At 71.0% G+C, this 16,260-nt stretch carries 12 protein-coding genes; 9 read left to right on the forward strand and 3 right to left on the reverse strand.

The genetic code is table 11. From position 1 onward, the window contains the following. Positions 1-72 precede the first annotated feature (72 nt). The 8 genes from FE256_RS15000 (at position 73) to FE256_RS15035 (ending at position 9,462) form a co-directional block, all read left to right on the forward strand. Positions 73-1,107, forward strand: coding sequence for a LacI family DNA-binding transcriptional regulator (locus FE256_RS15000; protein WP_138177251.1), 1,035 nt, complete (start codon positions 73-75; stop codon positions 1,105-1,107). Positions 1,108-1,418: 311 nt separating this feature from the next. Further along, entirely contained in the window at positions 1,419-2,522 is a 1,104-nt protein-coding gene (chvE, locus tag FE256_RS15005; RefSeq protein ID WP_138177277.1) for a multiple monosaccharide ABC transporter substrate-binding protein, read from the forward strand. Positions 2,523-2,665: 143 nt separating this feature from the next. Next, a complete protein-coding gene (gene mmsA, locus FE256_RS15010) occupies positions 2,666-4,192 on the forward strand; it encodes a multiple monosaccharide ABC transporter ATP-binding protein (protein WP_138177279.1) in 1,527 nt (508 codons plus the stop codon). After that, complete coding sequence (mmsB, locus tag FE256_RS15015; protein ID WP_252371045.1) at positions 4,179-5,441, forward strand: multiple monosaccharide ABC transporter permease; 1,263 nt, start codon at positions 4,179-4,181, stop codon at positions 5,439-5,441. Before mmsA ends, mmsB begins: the two co-directional genes overlap by 14 nt. 17 nt (positions 5,442-5,458) lie before the next feature. Further along, positions 5,459-6,577 (forward strand): substrate-binding domain-containing protein, encoded by a 1,119-nt coding sequence (locus tag FE256_RS15020; RefSeq protein WP_138177254.1) that lies wholly within the window; start codon positions 5,459-5,461, stop codon positions 6,575-6,577. Positions 6,578-6,659: 82 nt separating this feature from the next. Continuing rightward, positions 6,660-7,973, forward strand: coding sequence for a sensor histidine kinase (locus FE256_RS15025; RefSeq protein ID WP_138177257.1), 1,314 nt, complete (start codon positions 6,660-6,662; stop codon positions 7,971-7,973). Continuing rightward, positions 7,961-8,626 (forward strand): LuxR C-terminal-related transcriptional regulator, encoded by a 666-nt coding sequence (locus tag FE256_RS15030; RefSeq protein ID WP_138177260.1) that lies wholly within the window; start codon positions 7,961-7,963, stop codon positions 8,624-8,626. Before FE256_RS15025 ends, FE256_RS15030 begins: the two co-directional genes overlap by 13 nt. After that, positions 8,623-9,462 carry a DUF4097 domain-containing protein gene (locus FE256_RS15035; protein WP_138177263.1) on the forward strand — a complete coding sequence of 280 codons (840 nt, stop codon included), beginning with the start codon at positions 8,623-8,625 and terminating at the stop codon, positions 9,460-9,462. The genes FE256_RS15030 and FE256_RS15035 overlap by 4 nt, the downstream gene beginning before the upstream one ends. A 75-nt stretch (positions 9,463-9,537) precedes the next feature. On the opposite strand, the gene FE256_RS15040 is transcribed toward FE256_RS15035, so the two are convergent. Next, positions 9,538-10,401, reverse strand: a complete 864-nt coding sequence (locus tag FE256_RS15040) for a DMT family transporter (protein WP_138177266.1) — start codon at positions 10,399-10,401, stop codon at positions 9,538-9,540. Between the two features lie 39 nt (positions 10,402-10,440). On the opposite strand from FE256_RS15040, the gene FE256_RS15045 reads away from it, so the two are divergent. Next, on the forward strand, positions 10,441-10,935 hold the full coding sequence (locus tag FE256_RS15045) for a MarR family winged helix-turn-helix transcriptional regulator (RefSeq protein WP_138177269.1): 495 nt from the start codon (positions 10,441-10,443) through the stop codon (positions 10,933-10,935). A gap of 64 nt (positions 10,936-10,999) precedes the next feature. Here the strand turns inward: FE256_RS15045 and FE256_RS15050 are convergent, their stop codons facing one another. Next, positions 11,000-15,118, reverse strand: coding sequence for a DUF3418 domain-containing protein (locus tag FE256_RS15050; RefSeq protein ID WP_138177272.1), 4,119 nt, complete (start codon positions 15,116-15,118; stop codon positions 11,000-11,002). A gap of 120 nt (positions 15,119-15,238) precedes the next feature. Continuing rightward, positions 15,239-16,260 (reverse strand): glycoside hydrolase family 3 N-terminal domain-containing protein (locus FE256_RS15055; protein ID WP_138177275.1); only part of this gene is annotated, 1,022 nt, incomplete at its 5' end.

Consider the following 16,260-nt stretch of genomic DNA (forward strand, 5'->3'; position numbering starts at 1 on the left):
GGGGGAGCAGCACGTCGGTTATCCTCGTGTGACCGGTCACGAATCGATCGGCGACGCAAAGAGGCGAAATCGATGACCGACACCGACATCCCGGATGCCGCGGCCAAGGCCCCGAGCATCCGCGACGTGGCGCGTCTGGCTGGGGTGTCCTACCAGACCGTCTCACGGGTGATCAACAACAGCCCTCAGCTGCGCCCCGAGACCGCGGCGCGCGTGCGCTCGGCGATCGCGGAGCTGAAATTCGTCCCGAACCAGGCCGCGCGCGCCCTGGCCACCAGTCGGACGCGGCTCATCGGCGTCCTGGGGCCGCGCACGACCACGCACGGCGTCTCGGCGATGGTGCAGGCGGTGGAATCGGCGGCGCGCCGGGCGGGGTACCGGATGACGCTGACCAACCTCGGCACGAGCGCCCCGGACGACGTGCGGGCCTCGATCGACCACCTCGTCCAGCAGTCCATCGAAGGGCTCATCGCGGTGGCCCCGCAGACCCGCGTCGTGCCCATCCTCGACGAGATGCAGTTGCCGGTACCGGTGCGCATCGTCTCGTCGACGGGCCCGGCGACCCCGGCCGCGACGTTCAACGACCAGGTCGCCGGTGCGCGCGCGGCGGTGCGGCATCTCGTCGAGCTCGGGCATTCCCGCATCCTGCACATCGCCGGTCCCCGTGACTGGCTGGAGGCCGACCATCGCATGCGGGGGTACCTGGCCGAGATGGACGCGCAGGATCTGACGCCGCGCCCCCCGATCCTGGGTGATTGGACCGCGCAGTTCGGCTTCGAGGCCGGGCTCGAGCTGCTCCGCACCGAGGATGCCACGGCGGTGTTCGCCGGCAACGACCACATGGCGCTGGGGTTCATGCACGCCGTCCGCGCGATCGGCAGATCCGTCCCCGAGGACGTGTCGGTGGTCGGATTCGACGACGTCCCGGAGGCGGCGCACCTGTGGCCGCCGCTGACGACGGTGCGCCAGGACTTCACCGGCATCGGGCAGCGTGCCGTCTGGGATCTGCTCGGTGACCTGGGAGTCTCTCGCGACGGTGAGACCATGCCCGAGCCCGACCACCTGCGCCTCATCGTGCGGTCGTCGACCGCTCCGCCGAGTCGCTGATCACGTCACGGTTTGGCAACGCCTGGTCTGCGAACGCAGCGGGACTTGACAGCGGCGGCGATGCGCGGGGTAGCATCACACACACAATGTGAACGGTCACATGACTGCCACACCACGCCGACGGGACTCGCTGCGGAGCGACTCCGTCGAGACGAAGACGTTTCGAACGACGCGTAACCGCGCCGCCGACCGGCCTCGTTTCGCCCCATCGGACGCGTGTCGGCGTGCCGTCCGCGCTGCAGCGGTGGGCTCCGCGCGGAGAGACCGTGACATCAAACCCAACGAAGGGAACCAGAGTGAACAAGCACAGCATGCTCAAGGCGGTCGCGGGAGCGGGCGTCCTCGCGCTCGGCATCGGCCTCGCGGGCTGCGCGGGCGACCGCACCGGCAGCGGCAGCGGCGACTCGGCGGAGGCCGGTGGCATCATCGGTGTCGCGATGCCGACGCAGCAGTCGGAGCGGTGGATCGCCGACGGCAACAACGTCAAGTCGCAGCTCGAGGACCTCGGCTACCAGGTCGACCTGCAGTACGCCAACGACGACATCCCCACCCAGGTCTCGCAGATCGAGAACATGATCACCTCGGGCGCCAAGGCCCTGATCGTCGCCTCGATCGACGGCACCACGCTCACCGACGTGCTGCAGCAGGCCGCTGACGCGAAGATCCCGGTCATCGCGTACGACCGTCTCATCAACGGCACGCCGAACGTGGACTACTACACGACGTTCGACAACTACAAGGTCGGCGTCCAGCAGGCCACCTCGCTCCTGACCGGCCTCGGTGTCCTCGACGCCTCGGGCAAGGAGACCGGTGCAGCCGGCCCGTTCAACGTCGAGCTGTTCGCCGGAAGCCCCGACGACAACAACGCCACCTTCTTCTGGAAGGGCGCGATGGACACCCTCCAGCCCTACATGGACAAGGGTGTGCTGGCGGTTCCGTCCGGTCAGACCGAGTTCGGCCAGGCCGCGATCCTGCGTTGGCTGCCCGAGACCGCGCAGAAGCGCATGGAGAACATCCTCACGGTCATCGGTGGCACCAAGCTCGACGGCGTCCTCTCGCCCTACGACGGTCTCTCGATCGGCATCATCTCGGCCCTGACCTCGGGCGGCTACGCGGCCAACGCGCTGCCGGTCATCACGGGTCAGGACGCCGAGGTCGGCTCGATCAAGTCGATCATCGCGGGCGAGCAGTACTCGACGATCTTCAAGGACACGCGCGAGCTCGCCAAGCAGGCCGTGACCATGGTCGACGACATCCGCAAGGGCGAGACCCCCGAGGTCAACGACGACACCACGTACGACAACGGCGAGAAGGTCGTTCCGTCGTACCTGCTCGAGTCGACGATCGTCACGAAGGACAACTACGAGAAGGTTCTCGTCGACAGCGGCTATTACACCGCCGACGACCTGAAGTGACCTCCGCGGGAGGGCTGCGGCCCTCCCGGACCGCCTCCGCCGCGACCGATCCGCTCGGTCGCGGCGGAGGCACCCCTCTTCCCTCACCCCCACCGGCTGCGAGCCGGTCCTGCAAGGAGGACCTCGTGAGCACCATCCTCGAGATGCGCTCGATCACCAAGGAGTTCCCCGGCGTCATCGCCTTGGCCGACGTGTCCCTGACCGTCGAGCGCGGAACCGTGCACGCCATCTGCGGCGAGAACGGCGCCGGAAAGTCCACTCTCATGAAGGTGCTCAGCGGTGTCTACCCCGCGGGCGACTACCGCGGCGAGATCGTCTTCGACGGTCAGACCGTGGAGTTCAAGGACATCCGCGACAGCGAAGCAGCCGGCATCGTCATCATCCATCAGGAGCTGGCGCTCAGCCCGTACCTGTCCATCGCCGAGAACATCTTCCTCGGCAACGAGATCACCCACCGCGGCCTGATCGACTGGGATGCCACCAACCGCGAGGCGGCGAAGCTCCTGGCCCGAGTGGGTCTGGGCGACAGCCCGGACGTGCCGGTCAACGAGATCGGCGTCGGCAAGCAGCAGCTCGTCGAGATCGCCAAGGCGCTGTCGAAGGACGTCAAGCTCCTCATCCTCGACGAGCCCACGGCCGCCCTCAACGACGACGACTCCGAGCACCTGCTCGATCTGATCCGGCACCTGCGCGGACAGAACATCACGTGCATCATCATCAGCCACAAGCTCAACGAGATCCGGGCGATCGCCGACGAGGTCACGATCATCCGTGACGGTCGCACGATCGAGACCCTCGACGTCGCCACGGGCGGAACGAGCGAGGACCGCATCATCCGCGGCATGGTCGGACGCGAGCTCGAGAACCGCTACCCCGACCGCGACGTCGAGATCGGCGACGAGGTGCTGCGTATCGCGGATTGGACCGTCCACCACCCGACGGATGCCAACCGCGTGGTCATCCACGACGCGAACCTGACCGTCCGTGCCGGCGAGGTCGTCGGCATCGCCGGACTCATGGGCGCGGGCCGCACCGAGCTGGCCATGAGCGTGTTCGGCAAGAGCTTCGGCTCGCGCATCACGGGCGACGTCTACATCCGCGGCGAGAAGGCCGACACCTCCACGGTGCCCGCCGCCATCCGCAGCGGACTGGCGTACGTCACCGAGGACCGCAAGGGCGCCGGGCTCAACCTCATCGACACGATCAAGCGCAACATCTCGCTCGCGGGCATGCGCAAGCTGGCCAAGCGCGGCTGGGTCGACGGCGACGAGGAGTACCTGGTCGCCAACCGCTACCGCAAGTCGATGAACATCAAGGCCCCGACGGTGGATGTCGTGGTCGGCAAGCTCTCGGGCGGCAACCAGCAGAAGGTCGTGCTGTCGCAGTGGCTGTTCTCCGACCCTGAGGTGCTCATCCTCGACGAGCCGACCCGCGGCATCGACGTGGGCGCCAAGTACGAGATCTACACGATCATCAATTCCCTCGCGGCGCAGGGCAAGGGGGTGCTCGTGATCTCGTCGGAGCTTCCCGAGCTCCTCGGCATCTGCGACCGCATCTACACCCTCAGCGAAGGCCACATCACCGGCCAGCTGCCCATCGAAGAGGCCACACCCGAGGCCCTCATGGTGCTCATGACGAAGGAGAAGGAAGCCGACCATGTCAGCGCTTAACAACACGGCGACCCAGGCGGGTCCGGCCACGCCCAAGGGCCCGGTCGGCGGCGGCGCCGGGGGAGTCGGCAGCATCGTGCAGTTCTTCACCTCCCGGCTGCGCGAGATCGGCATCTTCATCGCGCTCATCGTGATCGTGCTGCTGTTCCAGGCCCTCACCGGAGGGCGTCTGCTCACCGCGGGCAACGTGTCGAACATCATCGTCCAGAACAGCTACATCCTGATCCTGGCGATCGGCATGGTGATGATCATCATCGCCGGCCACATCGACCTGTCGGTCGGTTCGGTCGCCGCCTTCGTCGGTGCCGTCTCGGGCGTGCTCATCGTGCAGTGGGGCATGCCCTGGTGGCTCGGCATCCTGCTCTCGCTCGTGCTGGGCGCGGTGGTCGGAATGTGGCAGGGGTTCTGGGTGGCCTACGTGGGCATCCCGGCGTTCATCGTGACACTGGCGGGCATGCTCTTGTTCCGCGGTCTCACGCAGATGACGCTGGGCAACACACAGATCACGCCGTTCCCCACGGAGTACCGCCAGCTCGGCGGCGGCTACCTGTTCCCCGACCTGTTCCCGGCGGCGACGTCGCCCGCCGAGTGGATCACCGTGGCGCTGGGTGCCCTGACCCTCGTGCTGTTCGTGTTCTCGCAGGTCCGTCAGCGCGCCAAGCGCGCGGCGCTCGAGCTGCAGACCGAGCCGCGGGTGTGGTTCCTGTTCAAGATCATCGGCGGCGGCGCACTCATCGCGTACCTGACCTACCTGCTGGGCGTCGCGCCCGGTTCGCGCGGCACGCCGATCGTTCTCGTCGTGCTCGCGATCCTGATCATCGGGTACTCGACCGTCATGAGCCGGAGCGTCTTCGGCCGTCACATCTACGCGATCGGTGGCAACCGCACCGCCGCGAAGCTGTCGGGCATCAACACCCGTCGCGTCGACTTCCTTCTCTTCGTCAACATGGGCGTGCTGGCCGCTCTCGCGGGCATCGTCTTCACGGGCCGACTGAACTCGGCCGGTCCGGGTGCGGGAAACCTGTTCGAGCTGGATGCCATCGCGGCGTCGTTCATCGGTGGCGCCGCCGTCCAGGGGGGTGTCGGCCGCGTGGTCGGTGCGATCGCCGGTGGTCTTGTCATGGGTGTGCTCAACAACGGCATGTCGCTCATGGGCATCTCGACCGACGTGCAGCAGTTCATCAAGGGTCTCGTGCTGCTGCTGGCCGTGGCCTTCGACGTGTGGAACAAGAACCGCACGCGCGGTTGATCCGTCCCGTCCCTCGGATGCCCCGTCGCCTCGTGCGGCGGGGCATCCGTCGTGTCTGGGGCAGGATGGAGCGGGTGATCCTCGGCTCGATTCCCCGTTCGTTCGGTGCGGCGGCCCTCGTCGCCGTTCTGGCGCTGACGGGCTGCAGCGCGAGCACCGCCCGCACCACCGGAACGAGCGACGGAGCCGGAGTCGTCGGCGTGACGCTTCCGAGTGCCGACGACCTGGCCTGGGTGCGCGCGGGTGACGCGCTGTCCTCGGAGCTGCGCGAGCGGGGGTACCGCGTCGACCTGCAGTTCGCCGCCGCCGACACCCGGACGCAGGTGTCGCAGGCGCAGAACATGATCACCAAGGGCGAGGATGCCGTGGTCCTCGTCCCCGTCTCCCTCGATGCGCTGGCCGCTGCCCGCGAGGCCGCGGCGGCCGAGGACGTCCCGGTCGTGGCGGTCGCCCGCGATCTCGACGGCGCGGGAGCGTTCGTCGCCGTCGACCCCGCCGAGGTCGGACGCGCGCAGGCCGAGGCGCTCCTCGACGACCTGGGGACGGCGCCCGCGACGGTCGCGGTGCTCGCCGGCGCGACCGAGGATCCGGATGCCGCCGCGCGCCACGCCGCGGCGATCGAGGCGCTGGCGCCCGCGGTCGCCGCCGGCACCGTCACCCTGCTCACCGGGGCGGATTTCGCCGATGCCGCCGTCGCCGACGAGGCTGCGGGCGTCGAGTCCGCTGCCGAGGACCGTGCGCGGGAGATGGTGGGGGAGGAGGAGCGCCCCACGGCGATACTGGCCCTCGGCGACGCGGTGACCCGTGGCGTGGTCACCGCGCTCACCACGCCCGATCCGGACGCCTCGCCCTCGCCGAGCCCGTCCCCGGATGCGGACGACGCCGTCCCGGCACCGGTCGTCATCGGGTCCGGGGGCGACACCGCGACGGTGCGGGCCCTGCGCGACGGTGTCGTGGAGGCGACCGTGTTCGTCGACACACGTCTCGTCGCCCCGACGGTGGCGGACGCGGTCGCGGCGGCGTTGACGGGTCAAGCCTCCTCCGCCGGGCCGGCGCTGGAGGCCGCGGTGGTGCGGCGGCCGGAGGTCCAGGCGGTGTTCCTCGGGAGCGGCTGGCTGGACGCGGGCGAGCTGTGAGCCGCCCGATTCGGGAAAACCCGAATCACGGCGAGGGTTGCCCGGGCTGACCGGCGCGCGGCCCGGTCCTACCGTGGAACACATGACCACGGCATCCGTCCTTCCTCCTCCGCCGCCCGCGCTCCCGTCGCCCCCGGGCGCGACCGCTCCCGCGCCCGCGAAGGCGCGCGTCACGTCTCCCGGCCAGGTCTGGGGCGCCGCCGCCCAGCTGGCGGCGCTCGGGCTCATCGGTCCCGGCATCTTCGGCGTGCTCTTCGGCATGCTCGGCGCCGGCGTCGGCCTGCTCTTCGCGCTGCTGATCGGAGCGGTCGTGCTCGTCGGTCTCGTCTACGCGCTCTTCGGCGTGGCGTGGTTCGAGCAGGCACGGCTCGAGGGGCTGTACGGCTTCGACCTCCCGCCCGTGCGGATCCGCCGCAGCGACCGCACCGGTTTCGTCGGCGTCCTCCACACGATCTGGTTGCAGGCCATCGAGCCGCGCCAGTGGCGCGCGGTGGCATCCTTCAGCGTGTCGACCGTGCTCGGCCTGATCGTGCTGTTCCTCGTCGGGGTCGTGTCGTGGGGCATCGCGCTCGCGTTCAGCCCCCTGTTCGGGTGGTCGCACACCGGCTTCTTCGGTGCCGCTCTGCTCAGCGGCGCCGGCGCCCCGATCCTCGGTGCTGTCGGCGCGCTCCTCGCGGTCGCGGGTGTCTTCGGGCTCGCGCTGTTGCACGGCGTCCTCACCCGGGCCATTCTCGTGCCCTCCCGCGAAGCGCAGCTCGAGGAGCAGGCGCGCACGTCGGATACCCGCCGAGCCGGCGCCGTCCGCGCCGCCGAGGTGGAGCGCACCCGGATCGAACGCGACCTGCACGACGGCGTCCAGCCGCGGCTCGTGTCGATCGGGATGACACTGGGTCTCGCGCAGACCAAGATCGACGACGACCCCGAGGCCGCGAAGGCGCTCGTGGCCGAGGCGCACGCCTCGACCAAGTCGGCCATCACCGAGTTGCGCCAGCTGGCGCGCGGCATCCACGCCTCGGTGCTCGAGGACCGGGGTCTGGATGCCGCCCTCTCAGCGCTCGCGTCGCGGTCGCACATCCCCGTGACCCTCGACGTGCGGCTGCCGCGCCGGTGCAGCAGACCCGCCGAGGCGGCGGTGTACTTCTCGATCGCCGAAGCGTTGACCAACGCCGCCAAGCATTCGCGGGCATCGACGTGCCGCGTGGACGTGCGGGTGCGCGACGACGGCGCGCTGTGGGCGCGGGTGGAGGACGACGGTCTCGGCGGTGCCCGCGTGGTCCCCGGCGGCGGGCTCGACGGCATCGTCAATCGCGTCACGGCCGCCGGCGGCACCGTCCGCCTGGAGAGCCCGCAGGGCGGGCCCACGTCGGTGGAGGTGACGGTCCCGTGCGCATCCTGATCTGCGAGGACTCGGTCCTGCTGCGCGAGGGGCTCGTGCGCCTGCTCGCGGACGACGGACACGAGGTCGTTGCGGCGCTGTCCGACACGACAGGGCTCGACGAGGCCGTCGCCGACGGCGCTCCCGACCTGTGCGTCCTGGACGTGCGGCTCCCGCCGACGTGGACCGACGAGGGCATCCGCGCCGCGATCGCGTTGCGTTCTCGGCATCCCGGTCTCGCCGTCCTCGTGCTGTCGCAGTACGTCGAGGAGCGGTACGCGAGCGACTTGATCGCCGACGGGCAGGGCTCGCTCGGCTATCTCCTCAAGGACCGCGTCGCCGACGTGCGCGAGTTCCTCGAGGCGGTCGCGCGGATCGCCGACGGCGCGACGATCCTCGACCCCGAGGTGGTGGGCCAGCTGCTGGCCCGCCGGCGACGCGACGATCGGCTGCAGTCCCTCACCGAGCGGGAGCGGGCCGTTCTCGCGCTGATCGCCGAGGGACGCTCCAATCAGGCCATCGCCCAGTCGCTGTTCGTCTCGGCCGCGAGCGTCGAGAAGTACATCACCGCCATCTTCACCAAGCTCGGCCTCGAGCAGGACGAGACGGGCAATCGCCGCGTCATCGCCGCCCTGGTCCACTTGGGACACGACACCACCGGAGCGTCCTCATGACCGTTCAGACCCCCCTCGACCCGACTCCGCCGCCCGCCCCGGCGCCCACTCCGCGCCGCCGGTCGACGGCCGCCCTCGCCGTCTCGATCGTCACGATCGTCATCGGCGGATGCGCGATCCTGGGCACGCTCGGATCGAGCGGGCTGTCCGCGATCGGCGTGATGCGCGGCAACGCGAGCGGAGCCTCTGTGCAGCAGAGCGAGACGCGCGGCGTCCGCGACCTCGATATCGACGTGACCGGCGGCGCGCTGAGCGTCGAGTACGGCGACGTGAGCGAGGCGCAGCTCGACGGCGACGGCGCGGGGGTCTGGACCCTCGAACGGCGCGGAGACACTCTGCACGTCAGCTCTCCCGATCGCGGGTTCCGAAGCTGGAGCGGCGGAGCCTCGGCGACGCTCACTCTCCCGCAGTCGCTCGTCCGCTCGGGTGTGGATGCTCGCATCGACGTGACCGGCGGCAGCCTCGACGCGACGGGTGACTTCGGCGCCGTGTCGGTGAAGCTCAGCGGCGGCACGGCGACACTGTCGGGGCATGCTCGCTCGCTCGACCTGTCCGTCGCGGGCGGTTCCGCGTCGGCAGACGTCTCCGACGTGGATACCGCGGCGTTCGAGCTCGCCGGCGGCGACCTCACGGCCACGCTGACCGGCTCGACCCCGACCCGCACGACGATCGACGTGACCGCCGGGTCGGTGGACCTCACTCTGCCGGAGGACACCTACCGCGTGATCCACGACGGCCCCGGGTCGCTCGACAGCGCACTCGAGACCTCGTCGACGGCGACCCCGCGCGTCGACGTGCAGACCGCTCTCGGATCGGTCACCCTGCGCGCGTCCTGACCGCAAGCGAGACGAGGGCCGGGGCGGAGTGCGCCGCGGCCCTCGTCATTCCTCCGCGGCGCGGATCCGCCCCGGTCACGTCGCCGGGGCCTGTATCCGCCCCGGTCGTGACACCGCGATCGCGGCGAGCACCGCGACGATGCCGACGAGCTGCCCGATCGCGAGGGACTCGCCCCCGACGGCGAGGCCGAGCAGTACCCCGGTCACGGGGTTGAGCAGCCCGATGAGGCCGACGGTCCCCGCGGGCAAGTGCCGGAGGCCCATGAACCAGCACACGAACGCCAGCGCCGTCGCCACCACGGCGATGCCGGCGTAGGCGATCAGGCCCGTGGCATCCACCGACGGGGGAGGCCCCTCGACGCTCGCCGCGACGGCGGTGAGCGCGAGTCCGCCGGCGGTGAGCTGCCACGCCGTCGTGGCCAGGAGGGGGGTGTCGTCGCGCCAGCGCGTCGTGAGGATCGCCCCGAGCGACGACGAGACGAGGGCGATCCCGGATGCCACGACACCCGCGGGCGAGATCCCCGCGGCCCCGAGTCCCACGACGAGTGCGACGCCGACGAAGCCGAGCACGGCACCGAGCGCCCAGCGCACCGTCGGCCGCTGGCCCAGGAGCGGCCACGCGAGGCCGGCGAGTGCCAGCGGGGCGAGTGCCATGATCGACGCCGCGACCGACGAGGGCAGCAGCTGGGCGGCGACGTAGATCAGCACGAAGAACCCGCCGAAGTTCAGCGCGCCGAGCACCAGCGCCTTTCCCCACCACGCGCCTCGCGGCCGTCGGCGGGCGAGAGCCCACAGCAGCAGCCCCGCGGGGAGCGCACGGAGAGCTCCGCCCCACAGTGGAGCGTCCGCGGGCAGCAGGTGCCGGGTGACGACGTACGTGGCGCCCCACGCGACGGGGGCGACCGCGGTGACGGCGACGATCCGCCAATTCGCTTCCATGGAAGACATATTATCTTCCGTGGAAGGTAAAGTGGCGGGATGGCAGACACCGACCGCGTGGACCACATCGTCGGGCAGTGGCGCGCCGAGCGCCCCGACCTCGACGTCTCGCCGCTGCAGGTCATCGGGCGCCTCCATCGCGTCGCCGACCGACTCCGCGAGGAGCTTCTCGTCGTCTACCGGCAGCACGGGCTCGGCGAGGGCGAATTCGACATCCTCGCGGCGCTCCGCCGCGCAGGGGAGCCGTTCGCCGCCGCTCCCGGCGAGCTCGCGCGCACGACGATGGTGACCACCGGTGCGGTGACCAAGCGCGTCGACCGGCTCGTGGCATCCGGGCTCGTCGTCCGGCGTGAGAGCGATGACGACGGGCGCGGACGCACCATCGCGCTCACCCCCGCCGGCCGACGCCTCATCGACGATGCCTTCGCCGCCCACGTGCGCAACGAGCAGCGCCTGCTGGCCGGACTGCGCCCCGAGCAGCGTCGTGCCCTCGAGTCGCTCCTCCGGGAGTGGGGCACCGCGCTCGGGGTCTAGCCCCGCGCGCGAGTCGCCAGATTCTGTCGCTTCCGCGTGGTCGTCGGCGACAGTTCTTGGCGACTCACGCGCCCTTGAGGGCTTTCGCGATCCGCTGGATCGAGACGGGCTCGGCCGTGCCGAGGCGCTGGGCGAAGAGGCTGACGCGGTACTCCTCCAGCAGCCAGCGCGTCTGCACGACGTTCGCGGGAGCGGTCGCGGGGAGCGGGACCGTGCCGCCGGCCTCGACGAAGCCCGCGGCGGCGCGCTCGTACTCGGTCATGCGCTGACGGTCGCGGCCGGGGCTGTCGGGAAGCGTTTTCAGGCGATCGAGCGCGCCGGCGAGGTAGCGCGGCAGGTGCTGCAGCCGGGCGAGACCGGTGCGCGAGAGGAAGCCCGAGAAGATCAGGCCCTGGAGCTGCCCGCGCACGTCGTTGAGCGCGCCGAGCAGCGTGATCGACGAGGCGTCCTTGATCGCGCGTTCGACCTCGCGCTGCGCCAGCAGGATCTTGGCCGCGAGCGAGACGGTCTGGAACGTCCGATCGACCGACGCGGCCGAGAACGCATCGCGCACCCGCTCGAACTCCCCCTTCGTCCGCACGACACCGCTCGGCGCTTCCCGCAGCAGCACGTCGTCGGCGAGGGCCACCCGGGCGTCCTCGATCAGGGCCTTCGCGTTCTGATACGGGGATGCCGCGAGCGCGAGCTTCTCGTTCGCGGTCAGGTGGTCGAGCACGTACGTGGCGGGGGAGGGGACGGCCAGGAGCAGAAGGCGACGGATGCCGGCGCGCGTATGCCGCGCGGCATCCTCGGGTGTGGCCTCGACGCGCAGCGCCACGCTGTCGCCGTCGTCCACGAGCGCCGGGTAGCCGCGGACGACGCCGCCGGCGACCGGAGTGTCCACGACCTCGGTGAGCTCGTCGAGATCCCACGTGGTGAGCTTCGTGCGCGAGGAGAAGGCCGGCGAGGCCTCGGCGACGCGCGCAGCGGCGCGGGGTGCGGGGCGCTCGCGGGTCACCGCCGACTCGACGCTCGAGCGGGCGCGGTCCGCGAGGCGGCGCTGCAGCGCAGCGAGGTCGCGGTCGGATCCGACGGCGCGGCCGCGCGCGTCAACGGCCCGGAACGACGGCAGCAGGTGTCCGGGCACCCGCTCGAGCTCGAAGTCGGCGGCGCCCACCCGCTGGTTCGCGACGCGCTGCACGAGCGCGGCGAGGGCGTCGACGAGCGTCGACTTCGGCAGGCCGTTCGCGTGTTCGGGGCCCTTCTCGGCGAGCTCGGCCGAGAATTTCTCGGCCCAGTCCGCGGCGGGAACGACGTTGCGGCGGATCGTCTTCGGCAGCGCCCGCAGCAGGGCCGTCACCAGCTCGTCGCGCATCCCCGGCACCTGCCAGTCGAAGCCGTCGGGGCGCAGCTGTGCCAGGAGCGGCAGCGGGACGACGACCGTGACGCCGTCGTCGTCGGCGCCCGGCTCGAAGCGGTACGCGAGGTTCAGCGTCTGGTCGCCCTGCCGCCAGCGCGCGGGGAACGCCCGATCATCGCCCTGGGCGCGGTCGCCGGTGAGGTCGGACTCGCGGAGGTCGAGTAAATGGGGCGTGCGGTTCGCGGCATCCTTCCACCACGTCTCGAACGAGCGCACGTCGGTGACGTCGGCGGGGATGCGCGCGTCGTAGAACGCGAACACGGCCTCGTCGCCGACGAGGATGTCGCGGCGGCGCTCGCGCTCCTCGATCTTCTCGAGCAGGCGGCGCTGCTCCTGGTTGCGGCGCAGGAACGCGGTGAGGCGCTTGTCGAGGACCGACGGGTCCCACTCGCCCTCGACGAGCGCGTGCCGCACGAACATCTCGCGCGCCAGCGGTCGGTCGAAGCGCGCGAGCTGCACCCGGCGACGGCCGACGAGCTCGACCCCGAACAGCGTGACCTTCTCGTAGGCGGAGGCGGCTCCGGCATCCTTCGACCAGTGCGGTTCGCTCAGCGAGCGCTTCACCAGGTCGGGGGCGAGATCCTCGGCCCACGCGGGGTCGACGGCGGCGACCGTGCGGGCGAACAGCCTCGACGTCTCGACGAGTTCGGCGGCCATGACCGCCGACGGCCGCTTCTTCTTCAGCCCCGACCCCGGGAAGATCGCGAACCGCGCCCCGCGCGCCCCGATGTACTCGCCCTTCGTGGGCCGGGCGTCGCCGGGTGCTTTGCGGTCCTTGGCTTGCGCCACCGTGCGCGGATCGAGGATGCCGATGTGCGACAGCAGCCCCGACAGGACGGCGCGGTGGATCGCGTCACCCTGTGCGTGGCCCTGCGGTTCGGTGTCTGCGCGCGTCCCCCGTCCCCTTTCTGGCGGAGCATGTCCCGAACGGTGCTGCCCGGAGCGGCTCGGAGCAGCAGAATTCGGGACATCGTTCTTCGTGGGAACGCCGCCGCGCTCGCTCCCGAGCACGGAGCGCAACTGCCGGTGCACGTCGACCCACTCCCGCACGCGCACGTAGTTCAGGTGCTCGCTCCGGCACAGGCGACGGAACGCGCTCGAGCCGACCTCGGCCTGCTTCTCCTGCAGGTAATCCCACAGATTCAGCAGCGACAGGAAGTCGCTCGTGGGGTCGATGAAGCGCGCGTGGAAGCGGTCGGCCTCTTCGCGTCGCTCCTCGGGCCGTTCGCGCACGTCCTGGATCGACATCCCGGCGACGATCGCGAGCACCTCGGTCAGCACGCCCGAGCCGCGGGCCTCGAGGAGCATGCGCGCGAAGCGCGGGTCGATGGGCAGCCGCGCGATCTCGCGCCCGATGCCGGTCAGGCGCGGGCCGCGGTCGTCGCCGCGGGCCGGCAGCTTCACGGCGCCCAGCTCGACGAGCAGGTCGAGCGCCGCCTTCACTCCGCGCGAATCCGGCGGCGTCAGGAACGGGAAGGCCTGGATGTCGCCGAACCCCAGCGAGAGCATCTGCAGGATGACGGATGCCAGCGACGTCCGCAGGATCTCGGGTTCGGTGTACTCCGGTCGGCGGAGGAAGTCGTCCTCGGAGTACAGCCGGATCGCGATGCCCGCCGACGTGCGGCCCGCGCGGCCCGACCGCTGCTGCGCCGAGGCTTGCGACACGGCCTCGATCGGCAGCCGCTGGATCTTCGAGCGATTGCTGTAGCGCGAGATGCGCGCAGTCCCCGTGTCGATGACGTACCGGATGCCGGGGACCGTGAGGCTCGTCTCGGCGACGTTGGTCGCGAGGATGACGCGGCGGCGCACGCCGGCGACGGTGGAACGCTCGAACACCCGGTGCTGTTCGGCGGCGGAGAGGCGCCCGTAGAGGGGCAGGACCTCGGTGGGCGCGGCATCCTTCTGGTACGCCCCGCGGATGGCATCCGCGGCATCCCGGATCTCGGCTTCGCCGGGGAAGAACACCAGCACGTCGCCCGCGGCCTCGCGATCGAGTTCGCGCAGGGCGGCGACCACGGCCCCGACCTCGTCGACCTCGTCGCTCTCGACGGCCGAACTCCTGACTTTCCGTGTCGCTCGGGTGGCTGGGCCGCGAGACGACGGGGCATCGGCCGCGACGGCATCCGGAATCTCAGGAGTTTCGCCCGCGTCCCCGTCGCCACCCGGCGGCCGATACCGGATCTCGACCGGATACGTGCGCCCCGACACCTCGATCACCGGTGCGGGCACCGGCTCGCCGCCGGGTGCCGTGGGCGGGGCGGCGAAGTGGCGCGCGAAGCTCTCGGGATCGATGGTCGCCGAGGTGACGATGACCTTGAGGTCGGGCCGCTGCGGCAGGAGCCGCCGCAAATACCCCAGCAGGAAGTCGATGTTGAGGGACCGCTCGTGCGCCTCGTCGACAATGATCGTGTCGTAGCGACGGAGCAGGCGGTCGCGGTGGATCTCGTTGAGCAGGATGCCATCGGTGACGAGCGCCACGCGGGTGTCGGCCGACACCTTGTCGGTGAAGCGCACCTTGTACCCCACGGTCGAGCCGAGGGGGACCTGCATCTCTTCCGAGATGCGCTCGGCGATCGTGCGCGCGGCGATGCGGCGCGGCTGCGTGTGCGCGATGGACGTGCGCCCGAGCTCGAGGCAGATCTTCGGCAGCTGCGTCGTCTTGCCCGAACCGGTCGCGCCGGCGACGATCACGACCTGGTGGTCGCGGATGGCGCGCGCGATCTCGTCCCGCGCGGCGCTGACGGGCAGCTCGGGCGGGTAGACGATGACGGGTTCGACGGACACAGCCTTTCAGCCTATCCCGGGACGGCGGGGCCGAGCGGTACCGATGAACGCTGTTGCTCCCGGAACACGCAGCGCCGCAGCGTTTCTGCGAAGGAACGGCGTTCATCGCGAGCGGGGACGTCAGGGCATCGCGGCCTTCGCGGCGAGGATGCGGGTGGCGGCGGCATCCACCTTCGCGGCGAAGGCGGCGTCGCTCTGCGCGCGAGCGAGGACGGCCTGCCGCATCTCGGGGTACACCGAAGGATCGGCCGACACCAGCAGCAGGTCGATGCCGGCGTCGACGGCGAGCACCGCGCGATCGGCGGGGGACCAGGGCTGCACCTGCCGCGCGGCCGAGAGGTCGTCGACTGTGACGACGCCGTCGAACCCGACCGTGTCGCGCAGGACCTCCACCACGGTCGGCGAGAACGCCGCCGGGGCGCTCGGGTCGATGCGGGCGTAGATCGCGGTCGAGAGCATCACGATCGCCGGCCCCTGCGGCAGCACCGCCGAATACACGCCCACGTCCGGGCCGTCGGCGCTGACGACGTCGTCCGTGACATCGCTGCGCGTGTCGGTGTTCTCGGTCACGCGACCGAGTCCCGGGAAGTGCTTGAACGTGGGCAGGATCCCGCCGTCGCGCATTCCCTGCGCGAACGCGCCGGCCTTCGCCGCGACGGTCGGCCCGTCGTAGCCGTACTGGCGGTTGAACTGACCGATCGGCGGATTGTCGCCTGCGGCCTCGGGACTGTCCACGATGTCGGCGACGGGCGCGAGGTTCATGTTCACTCCGGCATCAGCGAGCTGCCGGCCCCATGTGGCGGCGTTCGCGCGCAGCGTCGCGTCATCCCACGCGCCCTGATCGCGGGCGAAGGGGATGCCGTCGACCCCCGGCCCCGACAGCACCTGGACGTCTCCGCCCTCCTGGTCGGTCGCGACCCACAGTTCGGGGCCGCCCGGCGCGACGACCGAGGTGAAGCCGCTCACGAGATCGGCGGTGGGCTGCACGCCCGCGTCGGAGCGGCCGTGCAGGAAGATCCCGCCGACGTGGTCGTCGCGGACCGCGGCCAGCGTGATCGGGTCGGCGCCGTCCACCGACGTCCCGACCATGAACATCTGCCCGACCCGGTCCTCGAGGCTGAGCCCCGCGAGCGGATCCGGGG

Origin of the sequence: Microbacterium sp. 5K110, assembly GCF_005774735.1 — a bacterium.
Classification (GTDB): Bacteria; Actinomycetota; Actinomycetes; order Actinomycetales; family Microbacteriaceae; genus Microbacterium.

Excerpts from the sequence above, each read along its gene's own strand:
- FE256_RS15000 (WP_138177251.1), top strand. The coding sequence starts at position 73 with ATGACCGACACCGACATCCCGGATGCCGCGGCCAAGGCCCCGAGCATC.
- chvE (WP_138177277.1), top strand. The coding sequence starts at position 1,419 with ATGCTCAAGGCGGTCGCGGGAGCGGGCGTCCTCGCGCTCGGCATCGGC.
- mmsA (WP_138177279.1), top strand. The coding sequence starts at position 2,666 with ATGCGCTCGATCACCAAGGAGTTCCCCGGCGTCATCGCCTTGGCCGAC.
- mmsB (WP_252371045.1), top strand. The coding sequence starts at position 4,179 with ATGTCAGCGCTTAACAACACGGCGACCCAGGCGGGTCCGGCCACGCCC.
- FE256_RS15020 (WP_138177254.1), top strand. The coding sequence starts at position 5,459 with ATGCCCCGTCGCCTCGTGCGGCGGGGCATCCGTCGTGTCTGGGGCAGG.
- FE256_RS15025 (WP_138177257.1), top strand. The coding sequence starts at position 6,660 with ATGACCACGGCATCCGTCCTTCCTCCTCCGCCGCCCGCGCTCCCGTCG.
- FE256_RS15035 (WP_138177263.1), top strand. The coding sequence starts at position 8,623 with ATGACCGTTCAGACCCCCCTCGACCCGACTCCGCCGCCCGCCCCGGCG.
- FE256_RS15040 (WP_138177266.1), bottom strand. The coding sequence starts at position 10,401 with ATGGAAGCGAATTGGCGGATCGTCGCCGTCACCGCGGTCGCCCCCGTC.
- FE256_RS15045 (WP_138177269.1), top strand. The coding sequence starts at position 10,441 with ATGGCAGACACCGACCGCGTGGACCACATCGTCGGGCAGTGGCGCGCC.